The organism is Pseudoalteromonas sp. NZS100_1 (assembly GCF_015864285.1).
GTDB classification, from domain to species: Bacteria; Pseudomonadota; Gammaproteobacteria; order Enterobacterales; family Alteromonadaceae; genus Pseudoalteromonas; species Pseudoalteromonas arctica.
The window spans coordinates 36,233-53,227 of the sequence record NZ_JADYXN010000020.1 but is presented as its reverse complement, the minus strand read 5'-3'; the positions used below and the strand labels follow the sequence as shown (position 1 = coordinate 53,227).

The window sequence follows — 16,995 nt, the reverse complement described above, 5'->3', positions numbered from 1 at the left end:
GCCCCTTTTTCATACTCAACCTAAAAAGTGTAATAGTAACTATGGCAAATTTAGATCAAAGTAAGTGGTTTACTGAAATTAGCGACCGCGATGGCAGCGCATTTTCATTACGTATTAATAAAAAGTTAGATGAAAAACAGTCTCCTTTTCAAAAGGTAGAAATGTTTGAAACCACAGACTTTGGTAATTTAATGATCATCGACGGGTGTACTATGGTAACAACCCGCGAAAACTTCTTTTATCATGAGATGATCAGCCACCCTGCACTTTTAGCGCATCCAAACCCTAAAAACGTCGTTATTATTGGCGGCGGCGACTGCGGTACTTTACGCGAAGTATTAAAACACCCAGGCGTAGAAACTGTAACGCAAATAGATATCGACGAAGTAGTAACGCAAATGTCGTTAAAATACTTCCCAGAGCTTTGTGAATCTAATAACGACGCCCGTGCAACTGTTATGTTTGACGACGGTATTAAATACATGCGCGAAGCCGCTGGCGAATCTATCGACGTAGTGATTGTTGATGGCACAGATCCGGTAGGTCCAGGTGAGGGTTTATTTAACCATGCGTTTTACACAAGTTGTTTAGATGCACTGCGCCCAGGTGGTATTTTAGTACAACAAAGTGAATCACCACTTATGCACATGCCACTATTAGTTGAAATGCGCGAAGCAATGTTAAGCGTAGGCTTTAACGATTTACAAACATTACCATTTCCACAACCAATTTACCCAAGCGGTTTATGGTCAGTAACACTTGCACGTAAATCACAAGCATTTGACGGTTTTAGAGAAGATGCAGCTGCAAATATTGCACAGCACAGCGAGTACTATAACAACGGTATTCACCATGGTGCACTCGCTACACCTAACTACATGAAACGCGCATTCGATAAAAAATAATCTATACCAATTTTATTAAACTAAAAAGGGAGCATTTAAATGCTCCCTTTTTTATACTTTTAAAAACGCCATTGCGCATTTAGCATTATTTGCTGCTGCGAGATTCGTTCATTAAATCCAATTGGCTCTCTATTTTTTGCAACACTTTTAAGTGCAGAACCTTCAACCCCTATTTGTAGTTTATTAGTGAGCTGGTAGCGCCATGTTGCGGTTAAGCCTTCCCCATTACTTGCATTAGGGTCAAACGCGGTTGTGTCGTTGTCAGTAACTTTAAAATAATCATAACGTACTGAAACTCGATGTTTGCCTTCTTTATGGCTCAGCATTAAATAATGACTATAAAAAGCATTATCAATTAATGCGTTACTGCCCATTTCAGTTTTACCATTAAGTACCTGTGCTATTAAACGTGTTTTACTATTAAACTTATAAAGCCAAGCAGCGCTTGTAAAGCGAGTATCCCAAGCATACTGCCCTGTACTAATATTGAGTGTGGTTGGGTCACCGTTATTGTTGTAATAATAAATTCGAAATTGTGATTTTTTTAAGTAATCCCAATGTACGCCAGCGTAATAGCCAAAACGCCCGTCTACCTCTTCAAACGGCAAAACCTGATTAGCCTGCCAACGTAATTCGTATGCATTTAATGCCGCTATAGGCGCAAATTTAATACTTTCGTTAAATGTAGTTTGTCTATCGTGTAATGCAAAACCACGCCACGCAAGTAAAGTCCCTGCGGGGTCGTTGCCTTTAAATGTCGCACCTACAAAGCTAAAGTTATGCCTGCTGTTAAAACGTTTTGCTGGGCGCTTAATAGTTACCTCTGCGCCAACAGTGCGTACTTCCTCGCCTATCCAGCTATTAATAGCTGAGTTTGTATAGTTATAAGGAGAAGTCCACCCTATATCAGGATTTTCAAGCGACATAAGTGGGTAAAAACCCCCCACGCGCATGTGCCATTTATAGTTGCTGTTAGATAGCGGCTGATACTTTATATAAGCCTGCGTAAAACCAAGGCCAACGTCAGGATCTTGATTCGCATTTAACACCCCATGAGCCGACCAACTAGATGCTAAATCAACATTAAAATCTAAAATACCTTGGGATAAAATAAGTTCGTCGCTTTTAGTATCGTGCCGATATAGCCCAAGACCGCCCTCTTGGAAGCTACGTATATCGTCCCCCTGCACGGCTCTAATTTGTATCAAGCCTTTTACTTGTGCATACAATGCATTACTAAAACATAAAGCACCGGCTACAAATGCCAGCCTTATTAAGCGATTAATAGTCATCAAATTCATCCGTAGCAAAATCAATTTGCTCCGCAATTTCCTGCTTTACTTTATAAGTGATAGGGTTAGTAGCCACAGTAATAGTTTGAGATTCAACCTTACTAATATCACTAAACCCAGAATGCCAAACACTTAACGTGTATTCGCCTGAATTGGCATTTAAATCAACATTCCCGCTTTCATCAGTGATTGCAAAAATAGTGCTATCTACCACTACAATATAACCTAACATCCAATCATGAATATTACAGCCAAGCTCAACAACACCCGTTTGATCAAAAGTAATGGGCGCTTTTGGATGCTCCTTATATAGCTTTAATTCAAATGTTTTAGCTTTAGAAAATGAATAAACATGATGCATGATTGAGTCCGCATTCGGAAACTCTACCTTTGCATTTTGTGGGACAACTAAAATACGCGGCTTAAATTCTCGATTTTGCTGGGTCATCGCATAAGGTGCTTCTGGAGGAATAACGCTAGAGGGGCCTCCTGCAGTTAGCCATACAACAGCATTAGGTAATGGGTCATTATTAGCATTTTTAATTGTAATATTTGCTGCAAAAACTCCAGTACTAACACTTAGTAAAAATACATAAAGTAAGCTTTTTATCATTTTCTTGTCGCTATTATCAATTTGTTTACATTATAGACCGATTAAGCCACCAAATTCTTTCTATTTTTTAAAACATTGAATACGTATGTAAGCAGTCGTATTAATCATCAACAGTCATTATCCTTAGATGTCACCACCGACTCATCTAAGGACATACCATGAGAATACCAGCACTTGTGCTTTTAGCCTTTGCTAGTAATAGCTACGGACAAACCGTAGAGCTAAAATCGCCAGACACACAAATAACAGTAAGCATCTCTGACGAAAACAACACGCCAAGCTACGCTATAAAATTTAAAAACAAAGCGGTTATAAACAAATCTTTACTGGGGTTTGAATTTAAAACACAAGCAGCTTTTAGCGACGGCTTTAAAATTAAAAGCATTGAACAACAAAGCGTTAACTCGCAGTGGCAACAACCCTGGGGCGAACGCCAAAACGTTATTGACGAATATAACGAAGTAGCCGTTACCTTTACAAAAAACGAGCCAAATAAAGGTACCTACACTATTCGATTTAAAGCATTTGATAGTGGCGTAGGTTTTAGATACGAAGTGCCACAACAAGCAGGTTTTGAGCACACTGAAATAACCAAAGAGTTGACTGAATTTGCAATAAACAATAGTCAAGATGCTACCGCCTGGTGGATACCTGCTCGAGGCTGGAACCGCTACGAATATGTTTACAACACTACTCCACTTAACGAAGCTCCACTAGCTCACACACCATTTACGTTTAAAACAAGTGACGGTACTCATATTAGTATTCATGAAGCCGCACTTGTTGATTACGCAGGCATGGTGCTTAATCAACGCCGCTCTGGTACGTTCACTGCCGATTTAACACCGTGGTCAGATGGTGTTGCAGTTAAAAAACAAGGTGCTTTTAAAACACCATGGCGCACCATTCAAATAGCCGACAGCGCTGTTGGCTTAGTTAATTCAGATATAATACTAAACCTAAACGAGCCTAATAAACTCGGTGACGTGTCGTGGGCTAAGCCTGGCAAATACGTGGGTATTTGGTGGGGTATGCATATAAACACGCAAACTTGGGGTAGCGGTAAAAAACACGGCGCCACTACGCAAACCACAAAATACTATATGGATTTTGCAGCGCAGTATGGTTTTGATGGCGTACTCGTTGAAGGCTGGAATATTGGTTGGGATGGCGATTGGTATTTTAATGGCGATGTATTTAACTTTACCAAACCGTACGACGACTTTGATATAGCAGCACTGACTCAATACGGCAAAGAAAAAGGCGTACAGCTCATTGGCCACCATGAAACATCAGGCAATGTAAGCAACTACCGTGACCAAATGGAAGATGCTTTTGCCCTTTACGAAAAATCAAACGTAAGCCAAGTAAAAACAGGTTATGTAGCCGATGGCGGAAATATAAAACGTATAGACAAAAACGGTATTGCTCGCCACGAATGGCATGACGGCCAGTTTATGGTTAACGAATACCTTTATAACGTAAAACTTGCGGCTAAGCATAAAATTAGCATTAATACTCACGAGCCAATTAAAGATACAGGCCTGCGCCGTACTTATCCAAACTGGATTGCGCGCGAAGGCGCACGCGGACAAGAGTATAATGCATGGGGTTCACCACCTAACCCACCAGAGCATGTACCAATGCTTGCTTTTACCCGCATGCTTGCAGGACCAATGGACTTTACGCCAGGTATTTTTGATATGAGCTTTAATGGTTTAGGAGGCGATACAAACCGCCCACAAACCACACTCGCCAAACAACTCGCACTTTATGTTGTTTTGTATAGCCCAATTCAAATGGCTGCCGACTTACCTAAAAACTATTTGGCTAAGCCCGATGCGTTTCAATTCATTCAAGACGTACCAACAGATTGGCAGCAAAGTATTGCTATTGATGGTGAAGTAGGCGACTTTATTGTATTCGCTCGTAAAGAACGTAAAAGCACTAAATACTCAGGAAATGATTGGTACCTAGGTGCTGTTACTGACGAAAAAGCCAGAACTGTTGAGGTAAAACTCGACTTTTTAGAGCAAGGCAAAAAGTTTGAAGCACAAATTTATAAAGATGGTAAAAGCGCAGAGTGGAAAAACAATCCGTACGATCTAGCTATCGAAAAACGTGTTGTAACTGCAAGCGATAAACTAATGCTTAAATTAGCCACTAGTGGCGGTACAGCTATTCGTTTTAAAGCACTTTAATATAATGGGCCCCCTGAATTTACTATGCAGGGGTTGATACCTTTATTGGCAAGTATACTTGTGCACTTAAACCGCCTTCTGGGCGGTTTTCTAGCTTTACTTTACCGTCGTGCATATCAACAATGCGTTTAATAATAGCAAGGCCTAGGCCACTGCCTTCACTTCCTCGTGCAGCATCGCCTTGTTTAAAAGGCTCAAAAACAGACTCTAATTCGTTTTCAGGAATGCCGGGGCCACTATCGTTTACAGCGATAACTACATATTTTTTGTTTGAATTAAAGTAGCTAAGTACTTCAATATCGCCCTCAGAATAACGCAGCGCATTACCAATCATGTTGGTAATTACACGTTTAATAGCCACAGAGCTTAACGGTATATTGCCTATATTTGGATTACTTTTAAACGTAATAGTACGTTGATGCTGAAGCTCAGAATTGACAACCTCGGCAACTAAAGCATTGATATCTTCGCAACTTAGTTCTTCACGTTTATGGTGGCGTAGATACTCAATAAACTGATCAATAATCCCGTTCATGTCTTCTATATCGTAAATAATACCTTCACGGAGATAGTCGTCTTCATCAACCATCATTTCGGTGGCTAAACGGATACGCGTAAGCGGCGTACGTAAATCATGAGATACACCGGCCATTAGTAAACGGCGGTCGTTTTCAAGTGCAGCAATTCCGCGCGACATTTGGTTAAACGCGCGCGTTACTTCTATTACTTCTGTTGAGCCTTGTTCTTCTAACTTGGTAGAAAAGTCGCCTTTACCCACTTTCACTGCAGCCTGTTGCAGTGCTTTTAATGGTCTATTAAGGTGCCTTGCAAACAACCACCCACCCAGCACACTTAAAAAGCCAATACTTGATAAGTAAAAAGTTAAAAACTCTAAGTTGTTCTCTTTAAAGCCTTTAAGCGGTACTTTTACCCAATAACCAGGCGCTTGCGGTGCTTCAACCCAATAAATCAACGGATCAGTTTGGCTAATACGTACACGAGAATAACCACCAAGTTGCTCAGTCATGCTGCGCGATAGCATAGAATATTCGCGGCTTTGCCCAAGCCCTTGACGCATCGCTTCTCGCTGAGTCATGACTTCAATGCCGGTAATTTCAAAAAACTTTGCAGATACTTCGTCGTTTATTTCAACGCCATCTTCCCAGTCAATAAATACTGTTTTAATTTGCTTAGCAAGCATCAAGTTAACTTGCTCAATGGTTGGTTTTACAACATAAAAACTAACCGTAACATAAGACACTATTTGATTTATGAGCAGCAGAGCCGCCACTAAAAAAACAGTTTGTCCAAAAGCACTGCGCGGAAACATGCCCATAAATATTACTTTTCACCGTCGGGAACAAACACATACCCCAAACCCCAAACGGTTTGAATATATCGTGGATTGGCAGCATCTACTTCGATCATGCGGCGAAGTCTCGACACTTGCACATCAATGCTTCGCTCAAGCGCACTGTAATCGCGGCCACGCGCTAAGTTCATTAGCTTATCGCGACTAAGTGGCTCACGTGGATGCGAAACAAGCGCTTTAAGCACTGCAAACTCACCACTGGTAAGCGATATTGTTTTATCCCCTTCACTCATTTCGCGCGTTGCCAAATTAAGCGTAAATTTACCAAAAGCGATTAAGTTTTCTTCAGCAGCAGGTGCGCCTGGTACTTCTTTTGCTCGGCGACGTAAAATGGCTTTTATGCGAGCAAGTAGCTCTCGTGGATTAAATGGTTTTGGAATGTAATCGTCAGCGCCAAGTTCAAGGCCAATAATGCGATCTACTTCGTCGCCCTTTGCAGTAAGCATAACAATAGGAATTTCATTTTCTTTTTGGCGTAGACGGCGGCAAATAGATAAGCCATCCTCGCCTGGGAGCATTAAATCGAGAACCATTAAGTGAAAGTTTTCTCGCTCTAGGAGTCTATCCATTTGCTCCGAGTTTCCTGCGGTTCTAACAATAAAGCCTTGCTCTACTAAATAACGTTCAAGCAAACTGCGTAAGCGCATATCGTCATCAACAACTAATACTTTTGTGGTTTCGTGTCCCATAATCTCTTTCTTATTTTTATATCCAATTACTAGTTAATATAAATGAAAAACTTAATAATCAAAAACTAATTACTTGCTTAGATTGTTACTGAACATTTCAAAGCTTACTTACTCGTACTTTATTACATTTTACGCTCGACAAGTTTTGGCAAATTTAATAACGTGCACACCATTAGAGTTAATAAAGAATTCACCATGAAAACAAATTTAGTTACCCGTGAAGGTTACTTACAATTACAACAAGAACACGACCAACTATGGAACGTTAAACGCCCAGAAGTAACAAAAATAGTTAGTTGGGCAGCCAGCCTCGGAGATCGCTCTGAGAACGCAGACTATCAATACAACAAGCGTTTGCTACGCCAAATTGACCGTCGTGTACGCTATTTACGCAAACGCATACCTGATTTAAAAATCATCGACTACTCTCCCGTTCAAGATGGAAAAGTGTTTTTTGGTGCATGGGTCGAAATTGAAAACGAAGAAGGTGAAACTAAAAAATTCAGAATTGTCGGACCTGATGAAATTTACGACCGAAAAGACTACATATCGATAGACTCACCTATGGCGCGGGCGCTGATTAAAAAACAAGTAGATGAAGATTTTGAGGTACCTACTCCTCAGGGTAAAAAACAGTGGTATGTAAACAGTATCGATTACCAAAAAAAGAAATAAAAAGTTTTGATTCAGATCATGTTAACTTTTGATTGTGTAAATTAAACCAATAAGCTATAACTGAATTATTCAAGTTGATTTGTTTAATTTGAAAGCAGTTAATTAAGGTCGTGGTTATGTCAAACATAGTACAGCGCATATTAAATAATGCCGTATTGTTTGCACTTTTAATGAGTGTAAGTTTGACGCTGCATGCCAGTAACACTGAAGTAAACCTTGATAACGCTAAACTATCTAATCACTTTATTGCTTGTGACATTCCTGACCAAGCAAACCTCGATTTTGACGTAGACTCTCACGTTAATACTATTACCTTTAGGTCGCCTCAACCACTTCCTAATGTCGTAGATTCTTTTTATAAGAGCACCAACCTAAACAGACCTTTTAGCACTGCGTACCAACGCGGACCACCTAGCTATTTAATTTAATTCATTATTTTACAACTTAATTAAATTTTATAACTACTAAGGTGACTACTATGTCTAACTTTAAAGAATTACGTACTCAAAATGTTTCTCACGGCGTTATTGCAAGCACATTTGCAGATGACCAACCTTTGATTGATTTATCATCTCCAGCACTAAAAATGGTAAATAACTTTACTCAAAAAACGCCCATTCGCGCAGAGCATACAACAACGATTACAGATGCACTTAAACAAGTTAGTGCACAACAATCTGATTTTGTTTTAGTAACCGACGAGAACCAAAAATTGATTGGTCTTGTTTCTAGCGCCGATTTACAAAGCTCTAAAATTACTATTATTGCAGAGCGTTTAAATACCCCACGAAGTGAAGTAAGCTTGCGCGATATTATGACGCCAATTAGCCGACTTACAGGTGTAAGCATGCAAAGTTTAAGCTATGCATGTATTGGTGATGCGCTGCAAACAATGGAGCATCAAGGTGTAATGTTTTTATTAGTAACAACAGCAAGTAGCGAAATTTGTGGTTTAATTTCAGCTCGCCAAATAGCTAAAACATTACATATTCCACTACATATTAGCCCTATTGCTCACTCTTTCAGTGAAGTATTAGAAAACATTGAGCATCCTCACTAGGGCGCTCTTTTAGTTGAATTGATTTACTCCCCTCCCAACCATCTTAAAGCAAGTGAAATAGCTTGCTTTAAGAGCTTTTTATTACTACCTCCTGTGATATTATTCAAGCAATTAACGGCGCCAGTAACACGCTTCTGGTCTTATTTTATTGTATAAAAAGGTTTTTGCATGAGCGATATCTCTGCACGTTTAGCCGGTGAGTTAAACGCACAGCAGCAACAGGTTGTTGCAGCTACAAAATTACTTGATGAAGGCGCAACTGTTCCTTTTATTGCCCGCTACAGAAAAGAAGTTACCGGCGGCCTAGACGACACCCAATTACGCCTTTTAGAGCAGCGTTTATCGTATTTACGTGAACTAGAAGAGCGCCGTAGTTTTATTTTATCGACCATCGAATCGCAAAATAAATTAACGCCAGAGCTAAGTGCCGATATAACTAATGCACAAAGTAAAACTGAACTTGAAGATTTATACCTACCTTACAAAGCTAAGCGCCGTACTAAAGGCCAAATAGCAATTGAAGCAGGTTTAGAGCCACTTGCAGATGCACTATTTAAAGATGCTAACCTTGACCCAGAGCAACAAGCAGATCAATTTGTAAGTGCTGAAAAAGGCTTTGCAGATACAAAAGCTGTACTCGAAGGCGCTAAATTTATCTTGATGGAGCGCTTTGCTGAAGACGCAAAATTACTTGCTAAATTTAGAAGTCACATAAGCCAAAACGGCGCAATTGAAAGCACTGTAATTAAAGGCCAAGAGCAAGCGGGTGCAAAATACCGTGACTACTTTGAGCATCAAGAACTTCTCAAAAAAGTACCTTCTCACCGCGCGCTTGCTATGCTTAGAGCCCGAAATGAAGGTGTACTTCAGTTAAATGTTAATCCAGAGCCTAGCGCTGAAAATTCAGCGCAACTATGTGCCAACATGATTGCTGACCATTACCGTTTAGATATTAAATATAAAGCGGCAAGTCCTTGGTTATTAAACGTTGTGCAATGGGCGTGGAAAATTAAGTTAGGATTACACCTAGAGAATGAATTTTTTGCAGCAATGCGCGAAAAAGCAGAAGCTGGTGCAATCGACGTATTTGCTAAAAACTTAAAAGATTTATTAATGGCAGCACCTGCAGGCCCCCGTACTACTTTAGGTCTTGATCCAGGCCTTCGTACTGGCTGTAAGATTGCCGTTGTTGATAGCACAGGTAAATTACTAGCTACACAAACTATTTTCCCTCATGCACCACAAAATCATTGGGATAAATCAGTGCGTACGTTAGAGCAACTTTGTCGTCAGCATAAAGTTGAGCTAATTGCGATTGGTAACGGTACTGCATCACGCGAATCAGATAAGTTGGTTGCTGAGCTTATGAAAGCAAACAGCGAACTTAAGCTTAGTAAAATTATGGTTAGCGAAGCGGGTGCATCGGTTTACTCAGCTTCTGAATTTGCAGCTAATGAATTCCCAGATTTAGATGTTTCTATACGAGGGGCTGTCTCTATTGCGCGCCGCCTTCAAGATCCTCTTGCTGAACTTGTTAAAATTGAGCCAAAATCAATTGGTGTTGGCCAATACCAACACGATGTATCGCAAAGCCAATTAGGCCAAAGCCTTATTTCAGTAGTTGAAGACTGTGTAAACTCAGTAGGCGTAGATTTAAACATGGCATCGGTACCGCTACTTACACGCGTATCTGGTTTAAACAAAACATTAGCGCAAAATATCGTTAATTATCGCGATGCTAACGGCACATTTACTAAACGTAGTGAGCTTAAAAAGGTTGAGCGTTTAGGGCCAAAAGCATTTGAACAAGCGGCTGGTTTTTTACGTATTAACAATGGTAGCGATCCTCTAGATAACTCATCAGTTCACCCTGAAGCTTATCCTGTTGTTAAACGTATTTGTGAACGCAATAGCGTCGATGTCAGTAACCTAATTGGTAACAGCGACTTTTTAACTAAACTTGCTGCTAACGATTACACTGACGAAAAGTTTGGCTTACCAACCGTTACCGACATTATTACTGAGCTTGATAAACCAGGTCGAGATCCTCGCCCTGAATTTAAAACAGCTGAGTTTAAAGCCGGTGTTGAAAAAATTAGTGACCTAAAACCAGGTATGATTTTAGAAGGCGTGGTTTCAAACGTTGCTAATTTTGGTGCGTTTGTTGATGTAGGTGTACACCAAGATGGCTTAGTGCATATTTCAGCAATCACGAATAAATTTATATCAGATCCGCGTGAAGTTGTTAAAGCTGGTGATATTGTAAAGGTTAAAGTTGTTGAAGTAGACGCTGCACGTAAACGTATAAGCTTTACTATGCGCTTAGATGACGACATTGACACAAGTAATAAGTCAGCAGCGCCAGCTACGCAAAAACCACAAGCACGTGCTAATAATTCGCAACTTCGCGCTGCAAAGCCTAAACGTGACAACGGTAATGCGTTAATGGGTAATGCATTTGCCGATGCGTTCGCTAATGCTAAAGTGAAAAAATAATAGTTGTACAGCTAAGCTAAAACGAAAAAAACCGCGTAAGCGGTTTTTTTGTGGTTATGTTTTGCTAAATTATTAACTTAACGCTGAAAAACTACTTTGGCTCGCTGGCGATGTAGCCATTTGATAAAAGTTAGCAATACGCCCCGCCCGTGCCTCAACATCGGCATCACGTGTTTGCTCATCACTTTTAGCTGTTTTTGTATCGTTGCTTTCATCGCTAGAGAATGAAGCTTCAAGCTTACTTTTTGCGTCTTCGTCGTCTTCTTTTTCAGGTTGTGCAAGCTCAGCCTGAGCCGCTGCTAGCTTTTGCGTAGCATCTGCAGCAATAGAGCGATCAGCTCCCGAAGGCTCTGCAGGCGCTAATGCGGCAGCGCGTACCGTTTGCATTTTGTCTATAGTCGCTTGCGGATCACCCGGAACTTCAGATACATCTATTTGTACTTCTCCGCCAACTGCGTAGTTAGTACCATCTGGGCCACGTTGATACTCATAGCTTGGCGAGCCAGCATGTTGCCCACCTACAGAAGCGTGCGCTTGCTCGTGTATTCGTACTTCAGTATCTCGTGCTTTTAGCTCTGTAATTTGTTGTTGTTCTTGTTCTAATTGCAGCTCTTCTTGCTCAGATTCTTTTTTCTCAATTGCTTCACTTTCTTCCTCAGAGCCCTCAGGGTTTTCTGAGTTTCCATCGCGCTGCTGAACTGACTTTTCGTCTGCTATTTTTCCCGTTGCGTTATACGTCGCACCATCGCTACTGCCTGGTAATTTTGCTTTTTCAGAATCACTTTGCGCTTTGGTTTCTGTATTGCTTGCGCTACTAGATGCGGGAGCAGGAATAACTTCGCGTAGTTGGTTGTCACGCCGTGCAGTTTCCGTATAAACATTTGCAGTGTTTATATTGATAGACGGAAATGGCGTGACAATATTCATAATACTAAACTTTAATATCGATTAACGTGCCAAGTACATCATCGGCCGTTTGAATTGATTGCGTATTTGCCTTGGCATTAAACTCTTCAACTTTTAAGTTAACAAGCGCTTCATCAACACGAGCTGGCTGTGCTACAGGTGCAGTAATAGCTTCTTCAGGGCGTGCTGCTGTAAGCTGACGTTGCTGCGCTAATTGTGCGTCATCTTGCTGTTCTATACTGGCACGGTTAATCTCAGCACTGGCCTTTTCAATACCTTGGCTAGCTCGATTAAACCCTTCTACACCACTATTAAATACAGATCCGATTGGCATATTAAAACCTCCACCAAATAAACATTGTTTAATTATCGCTCAGGTTCTGATCAAAATAAAGCTTTAAACAGCGCTATTATTAGCTCTATTTTAAAGCATTGATTTAACGACAGATAAAAACTCACTTTTATGAGAAATAAATGGCGCGTGCGACGCTTTATCTAGCACCTCGTATTCAAACTCAGTATTTAGTACTGACATTTCACTAATTGCTTTATAAGGCACTAAGGCATCAAGTCGGCCAAATACTCCTTTGATAGGTACTGGGCAATGAGCAAATAAATCACGTAAATCGTCGTTTTGTAAAATATCTAAACCAGCACTCAGGGCGTCGCTTTGTGGTGCGCTGTACTGATTTAGTAATTGTTTAAGCAGCTTTATATCATCACGCGCCGACTCGCTACCCATCGCTTGAATAGCTAAAAAGCGCTCTATTGTTTTTTCTCGATGATTAACTAACTGCTCTTTAAACTGCGCCAATACATTCGCTTTTATTCCGGGCCAATTATCTGCCTCCGCAAAGAAAGGAGTCGATGCAATTAAAATAACTTTTGATACTTTTTCAGGCCAATGCTTAGCAATATAAAGTGCAAACAATCCACCTAACGACCACCCCATTAAAATGCTCTTCGGCTTTAATTGCTTACTTAAAGTTTCTGCTGCATCATGCAAAGTATAAGGGCTTGGGCAAACATGGCTATTACCAAACCCAGGTAGGTCAAGGCTACGTACACTTCCTGAATATAAAAACTCAAGTTCTGGCTGTACTAACTGCCATACGCCCTGATTCATTCCCCAACCATGTAATAACACTAACTCATTTTGCATATTTGCCTAACCTTTACCAAACTTAGGCTCATCATAACGTTTAAAAAGGCGATTGCAATGCAAGGAGCGAGTCAGTGAAGCAAGCCATTTTAAATTGGTTATTTCCCTCTTATTGCGTGCAATGTCAAAATACGATTACGACCTCTTTAGGGCTTTGTGATTATTGCCTTGAAGATTTACCATTGTTTGATTTTAGTAAGCATAAGAATTTACTGCATCGACCCGATATTGTTGAGATGTTTCCTAATTGCGAGTTTGATAAATTATTTGCCTGTGCTTTTTATCAACCTCCCTTTGAACATTGGCTTAAAAGGCTAAAATTTAATAATCAAATTCATTATAAAAAGGCATTGCAGCAAGTTATACAAAAACAATTAACGCAGTTTTTTGAGCAAAGCCCTACTTTGCCAGATACCTTTATTATTTTACCTCTTCATAAAAGCCGATTCATTACTCGCGGGTTTAATCAGGTAAGCCAAGTTTGGCAACCATGTTTAGCTAATTACGCATCAGTGAGTAACGTACTTATTCGCAATAAAAAAACACAAGCTCAGTCGGAGCTATCTAAAGCAAAGCGTATTAAAAACTTAAAAAATGCCTTTATTTGTACAGAGGATATGGGCGGTAAAACAGTCGCTATTGTTGATGATGTGATGACGACAGGGGCAACATTAAACGCAGCTACTAGTGCACTAAAACAAGCAGGCGCTAAACAAGTGTGGGCTTTTACAACTTGCTTAACGCCTATTTAATTATTAAAAAGTATTATACCAATCCGCAATAATACTTAATCATTTTACGGGGCTAAACGTGTCGCTACCTGAGTTAAAAAATTCTCATTTACGACTGCATGGATGCAGAAGGTAGAGCAATGCAGGAGCAATTGCCGAGAACAACTAAATAGCGAATTTTTTGCCTAGCTATCAACACGTTTTTCCATCCTCAAAATAGATCACTTAATTTAAGCGAATTAGTATTATTCGCCATTTGCACGAAACGTATGGCCAAAAAATAAAGCGTTGCTTAGTAGTCGACTAGTCCCATACCAGTAACCTCTAAATACAGGGTCATCGGTCATGCCTATTACTGTACCTCGTCCGTATGAGTGAGCAATTAAGCCTGCGCCGCCAGCAACTTGCTCAACATTAACGGCATCGGTAAAGCCTGCCAATAATGGATTTTTAGTGTAGGTAAGTACATTTACGAACGGAGCATCGGAAGCTTCTAGCAACCAAGTACTGTTTTTGAATACGGGCAATGTATTACGCTTAAGTGAAAATGTAAGCGGATGAGTTAAATCTACATTAGTATTAAAAATAGCACCTGCAATGCGTTGACGTCCTGCTAAATGATCTTTATCGCCATAACTTAAATCTGTCGTTTTAAATGCACTTGCTACATCTTGTCGTGATAGATAGCTTGCTTTGAGTAATTGCTGATCAGCTAAAAATTTAGCGCCGCCTTTGTGACCCCAAATAACGCCGCCTTTTCTTACCCAGCTTTTAATAGCCACTTTGTCGGCATCAGATAAGCTATTGTAATTGCCATGAGCAAGCACAATATGACTGTAGTCACTTAACTCGAGTGAACTAAAGCGATTCATTTCAACAATTGTTGGTGCAACACCTACAAAGCGATCTAGGTAATACCACACTTCGCCGACTTCGTACTGGCTTGCGCCTTGCCCGCCAATAAGCAGTGCTTTTGGAGCACTAACAACCGCCATTGATCGCGACCCTAAATCGGCTCCTTTGCTTGTTAAACCTGATGTAATAGGTTTGATTGCAATACCAAACTCATTTTGTGCTTTATTTAGCAAGGTAATCCAATCTGTATTTGTTTGTAGTCCAGCCGGTATAATAATACTTCCAGGTTTAAAATTAATTTCTCCTGATGTTGATTTAGCCGTTAATGCTTTTAGCGCTACACGTGCTTTTATACCTTGCTGTAATAAGCTATTTAACATTTTAGGTGCTAAATAATCATCCCACGAAAAACCAAATGCGTAACCTTCGGTGAGTGAAGAAAATGATGGGGTTGCTACTTTTTCCCATGCTTTATCAGCAACCTTTAATCCCCAACTACTTTTAACTTTAGAAAATGGCAAATTAAACGCATGCGCTAATGTCCAGCCAGATACATCGTAAAAAGTATTATCGGCAAAGTTTTTTTGCTCACTAAAAATCGCTTTTACCAAACGATATTGTGGTTGTGCTAATGGTACAAAATAGCTATGTGTACTGAAATTCTTACCATCTGCTTTTAATGATTTAGTAAGTGGGTAAGCGTTAATTTGATGCTGCTTTAACAATTCTAAAAAGTGCATAATACGGGTGTTGTCGCTTGCACCTTCAACAACATAACCTTCAAAGCTTTCATCGCTGGCTAAATCAGTAGCTTGATTGTAAAACTTAGCCTGGTAATCAAGTAATGCTTGGCGGTTATCAACTGCTGCCTTAAAGGTAGATAAACTCGTTAACAGTTGATTTTTAATAGTGAAAGGAAAGCTCAAAGGTCCATTTATGGTGTCTTGAATATGTCCGCGAGAACTTGCTTGTTCAAATAAAATGCCTATGCCGCCATTTACATCTGGGTAAGTTGAGCCTTTTCCATAGTAAAAATCGTCAAAGCTTTCTTCTGTAAAATAAAGTGCATTGTTTTCATCTAAGGTTTTTGCATGATAGTTGGCAATTGTCTTTGTTAAGGTAACATTTTCATCAGGTGTTATAGGGTGCTTACGACTTGGAATACCTGGTTGAAAAAAGTAACTGCTGTTTGGACCCATCTCATGAAAGTCAGTTAAAATATTTGGTTTCCACTGATGAAATTTGGCAATACGCGCACGCGATTCAGGATGCTGTAGTAATAACCAGTCACGATTTAAATCAAACCAGTAATGATTGGTACGACTACTTGGCCAGTTTTCAACATGTTCACGGGTTTTAGGGTCACTTGATAAGTTCATGCCTCGATTACTGTTGGCCCAATTAGCAAAACGCGCTAAGCCATCTGGGTTAAGTGAAGGATCGAGTAAAATAACCGTGTTATTTAATAGCTCATCTATTTCAGTACCTTGTGCAGCAGCTAAGTAATATGCCACCAGCAAAGATGAGTTACTACCTGATGACTCATTACCATGAACACTGTACCCCATCCATACAACGGCAGGATCGTCTTGTGCTTTACTACTGTTATTACTTAAGCGTGCTAAGTGAGCTTGGCGTGTCTGCTCTATGCTTGATAACTTATCAGCAGCAGTAATTGTTAGCATTACTAACGGGCGTTGTTCATGCGTGCGGCCAATCACCTCAAAATTTATACGGTCGCTTTTATCAGCAAGTATTTCCATATAACGTACGAGCTGATCGTGTCTCACGTGCCACTCTCCTACTTCGTAACCGAGTACTTGCTCAGGAGTAGGAATTGAAGGGTCAAATTTTACATCTTGTTCAAAATAATACGAAAGTGGCTTAGCTACACTTGAAAAGCTAAGCAACACCACCATTAATGTTAATACCAAACGCATATAAATCACTCAAAAAATGTTCGTTGTTTGCACGCTACCATTGCTTAAAATAGATGCCAACTTTTTACGCTCAACACTAGCCGCAACACGATGAGCGG

The 16,995-nt window shown here is 40.1% G+C and carries 15 protein-coding genes; 7 read left to right on the top strand and 8 right to left on the bottom strand.

Annotation, left to right across the window (positions count from 1 at the left end):
• Window positions 1-41 precede the first annotated feature (41 nt).
• Window positions 42-905, top strand: coding sequence for a polyamine aminopropyltransferase (speE, locus tag I6F66_RS13800; RefSeq protein ID WP_007584590.1), 864 nt, complete (start codon window positions 42-44; stop codon window positions 903-905).
• A gap of 59 nt (window positions 906-964) precedes the next feature.
• Here the strand turns inward: speE and I6F66_RS13795 are convergent, their stop codons facing one another.
• Both I6F66_RS13795 and I6F66_RS13790 read right to left on the bottom strand, forming a co-directional pair.
• Window positions 965-2,197 carry a hypothetical protein gene (locus I6F66_RS13795; protein ID WP_197209374.1) on the bottom strand — a complete coding sequence of 411 codons (1,233 nt, stop codon included), beginning with the start codon at window positions 2,195-2,197 and terminating at the stop codon, window positions 965-967.
• Window positions 2,187-2,810 (bottom strand): plastocyanin, encoded by a 624-nt coding sequence (locus tag I6F66_RS13790; RefSeq protein ID WP_024594281.1) that lies wholly within the window; start codon window positions 2,808-2,810, stop codon window positions 2,187-2,189. Before I6F66_RS13790 ends, I6F66_RS13795 begins: the two co-directional genes overlap by 11 nt.
• Before the next feature lie 158 nt (window positions 2,811-2,968).
• Between I6F66_RS13790 and I6F66_RS13785 the strand changes: the two genes are divergently transcribed.
• Window positions 2,969-5,011 carry a glycoside hydrolase family 97 protein gene (locus I6F66_RS13785; RefSeq protein ID WP_197209373.1) on the top strand — a complete coding sequence of 681 codons (2,043 nt, stop codon included), beginning with the start codon at window positions 2,969-2,971 and terminating at the stop codon, window positions 5,009-5,011.
• A gap of 22 nt (window positions 5,012-5,033) precedes the next feature.
• On the opposite strand, the gene envZ is transcribed toward I6F66_RS13785, so the two are convergent.
• Window positions 5,034-6,347 carry a two-component system sensor histidine kinase EnvZ gene (gene envZ / locus I6F66_RS13780; RefSeq protein WP_024607434.1) on the bottom strand — a complete coding sequence of 438 codons (1,314 nt, stop codon included), beginning with the start codon at window positions 6,345-6,347 and terminating at the stop codon, window positions 5,034-5,036.
• A gap of 5 nt (window positions 6,348-6,352) precedes the next feature.
• Window positions 6,353-7,072, bottom strand: a complete 720-nt coding sequence (gene ompR, locus I6F66_RS13775; RefSeq protein ID WP_002959552.1) for a two-component system response regulator OmpR — start codon at window positions 7,070-7,072, stop codon at window positions 6,353-6,355.
• A 195-nt stretch (window positions 7,073-7,267) separates the two neighbouring features.
• Here ompR and greB point away from each other — a divergent pair, with 195 nt between their 5' ends.
• The 4 genes from greB (at window position 7,268) to I6F66_RS13755 (ending at window position 11,303) form a co-directional block, all read left to right on the top strand.
• Complete coding sequence (gene greB / locus I6F66_RS13770; protein ID WP_165739371.1) at window positions 7,268-7,747, top strand: transcription elongation factor GreB; 480 nt, start codon at window positions 7,268-7,270, stop codon at window positions 7,745-7,747.
• A 116-nt stretch (window positions 7,748-7,863) separates the two neighbouring features.
• Window positions 7,864-8,175: a hypothetical protein gene (locus tag I6F66_RS13765; RefSeq protein ID WP_007584977.1), complete on the top strand. Its 312-nt coding sequence runs from the start codon at window positions 7,864-7,866 to the stop codon at window positions 8,173-8,175.
• Window positions 8,176-8,225: 50 nt separating this feature from the next.
• Window positions 8,226-8,807, top strand: a complete 582-nt coding sequence (locus I6F66_RS13760; RefSeq protein ID WP_024594284.1) for a CBS domain-containing protein — start codon at window positions 8,226-8,228, stop codon at window positions 8,805-8,807.
• Window positions 8,808-8,975: 168 nt separating this feature from the next.
• A complete protein-coding gene (locus I6F66_RS13755; RefSeq protein ID WP_165729077.1) occupies window positions 8,976-11,303 on the top strand; it encodes a Tex family protein in 2,328 nt (775 codons plus the stop codon).
• 72 nt (window positions 11,304-11,375) lie between these two features.
• On the opposite strand, the gene I6F66_RS13750 is transcribed toward I6F66_RS13755, so the two are convergent.
• The 3 genes from I6F66_RS13750 to bioH all read right to left on the bottom strand — a co-directional run bounded on the left by I6F66_RS13750 (window position 11,376) and on the right by bioH (window position 13,371).
• On the bottom strand, window positions 11,376-12,230 hold the full coding sequence (locus I6F66_RS13750) for a putative metalloprotease CJM1_0395 family protein (RefSeq protein ID WP_197209372.1): 855 nt from the start codon (window positions 12,228-12,230) through the stop codon (window positions 11,376-11,378).
• 4 nt (window positions 12,231-12,234) lie between these two features.
• Entirely contained in the window at window positions 12,235-12,543 is a 309-nt protein-coding gene (locus I6F66_RS13745; RefSeq protein ID WP_007584971.1) for a hypothetical protein, read from the bottom strand.
• 90 nt (window positions 12,544-12,633) lie between these two features.
• Window positions 12,634-13,371: a pimeloyl-ACP methyl ester esterase BioH gene (gene bioH, locus I6F66_RS13740; protein WP_024594288.1), complete on the bottom strand. Its 738-nt coding sequence runs from the start codon at window positions 13,369-13,371 to the stop codon at window positions 12,634-12,636.
• Window positions 13,372-13,445: 74 nt separating this feature from the next.
• On the opposite strand from bioH, the gene I6F66_RS13735 reads away from it, so the two are divergent.
• A complete protein-coding gene (locus I6F66_RS13735; protein WP_010554946.1) occupies window positions 13,446-14,123 on the top strand; it encodes a ComF family protein in 678 nt (225 codons plus the stop codon).
• Window positions 14,124-14,347: 224 nt separating this feature from the next.
• Here the strand turns inward: I6F66_RS13735 and I6F66_RS13730 are convergent, their stop codons facing one another.
• Window positions 14,348-16,897: a M14 family zinc carboxypeptidase gene (locus I6F66_RS13730; protein ID WP_165729075.1), complete on the bottom strand. Its 2,550-nt coding sequence runs from the start codon at window positions 16,895-16,897 to the stop codon at window positions 14,348-14,350.
• Window positions 16,898-16,995 lie beyond the last annotated feature (98 nt).

Coding starts and splice junctions, on each gene's coding strand:
- envZ (WP_024607434.1), bottom strand. CDS start 6,347: ATGGGCATGTTTCCGCGCAGTGCTTTTGGACAAACTGTTTTTTTAGTG.
- I6F66_RS13755 (WP_165729077.1), top strand. CDS start 8,976: ATGAGCGATATCTCTGCACGTTTAGCCGGTGAGTTAAACGCACAGCAG.
- speE (WP_007584590.1), top strand. CDS start 42: ATGGCAAATTTAGATCAAAGTAAGTGGTTTACTGAAATTAGCGACCGC.
- I6F66_RS13760 (WP_024594284.1), top strand. CDS start 8,226: ATGTCTAACTTTAAAGAATTACGTACTCAAAATGTTTCTCACGGCGTT.
- I6F66_RS13795 (WP_197209374.1), bottom strand. CDS start 2,197: ATGACTATTAATCGCTTAATAAGGCTGGCATTTGTAGCCGGTGCTTTA.
- bioH (WP_024594288.1), bottom strand. CDS start 13,371: ATGCAAAATGAGTTAGTGTTATTACATGGTTGGGGAATGAATCAGGGC.
- I6F66_RS13765 (WP_007584977.1), top strand. CDS start 7,864: ATGTCAAACATAGTACAGCGCATATTAAATAATGCCGTATTGTTTGCA.
- I6F66_RS13790 (WP_024594281.1), bottom strand. CDS start 2,810: ATGATAAAAAGCTTACTTTATGTATTTTTACTAAGTGTTAGTACTGGA.
- greB (WP_165739371.1), top strand. CDS start 7,268: ATGAAAACAAATTTAGTTACCCGTGAAGGTTACTTACAATTACAACAA.
- I6F66_RS13745 (WP_007584971.1), bottom strand. CDS start 12,543: ATGCCAATCGGATCTGTATTTAATAGTGGTGTAGAAGGGTTTAATCGA.
- I6F66_RS13730 (WP_165729075.1), bottom strand. CDS start 16,897: ATGCGTTTGGTATTAACATTAATGGTGGTGTTGCTTAGCTTTTCAAGT.
- ompR (WP_002959552.1), bottom strand. CDS start 7,072: ATGGGACACGAAACCACAAAAGTATTAGTTGTTGATGACGATATGCGC.
- I6F66_RS13785 (WP_197209373.1), top strand. CDS start 2,969: ATGAGAATACCAGCACTTGTGCTTTTAGCCTTTGCTAGTAATAGCTAC.
- I6F66_RS13750 (WP_197209372.1), bottom strand. CDS start 12,230: ATGAATATTGTCACGCCATTTCCGTCTATCAATATAAACACTGCAAAT.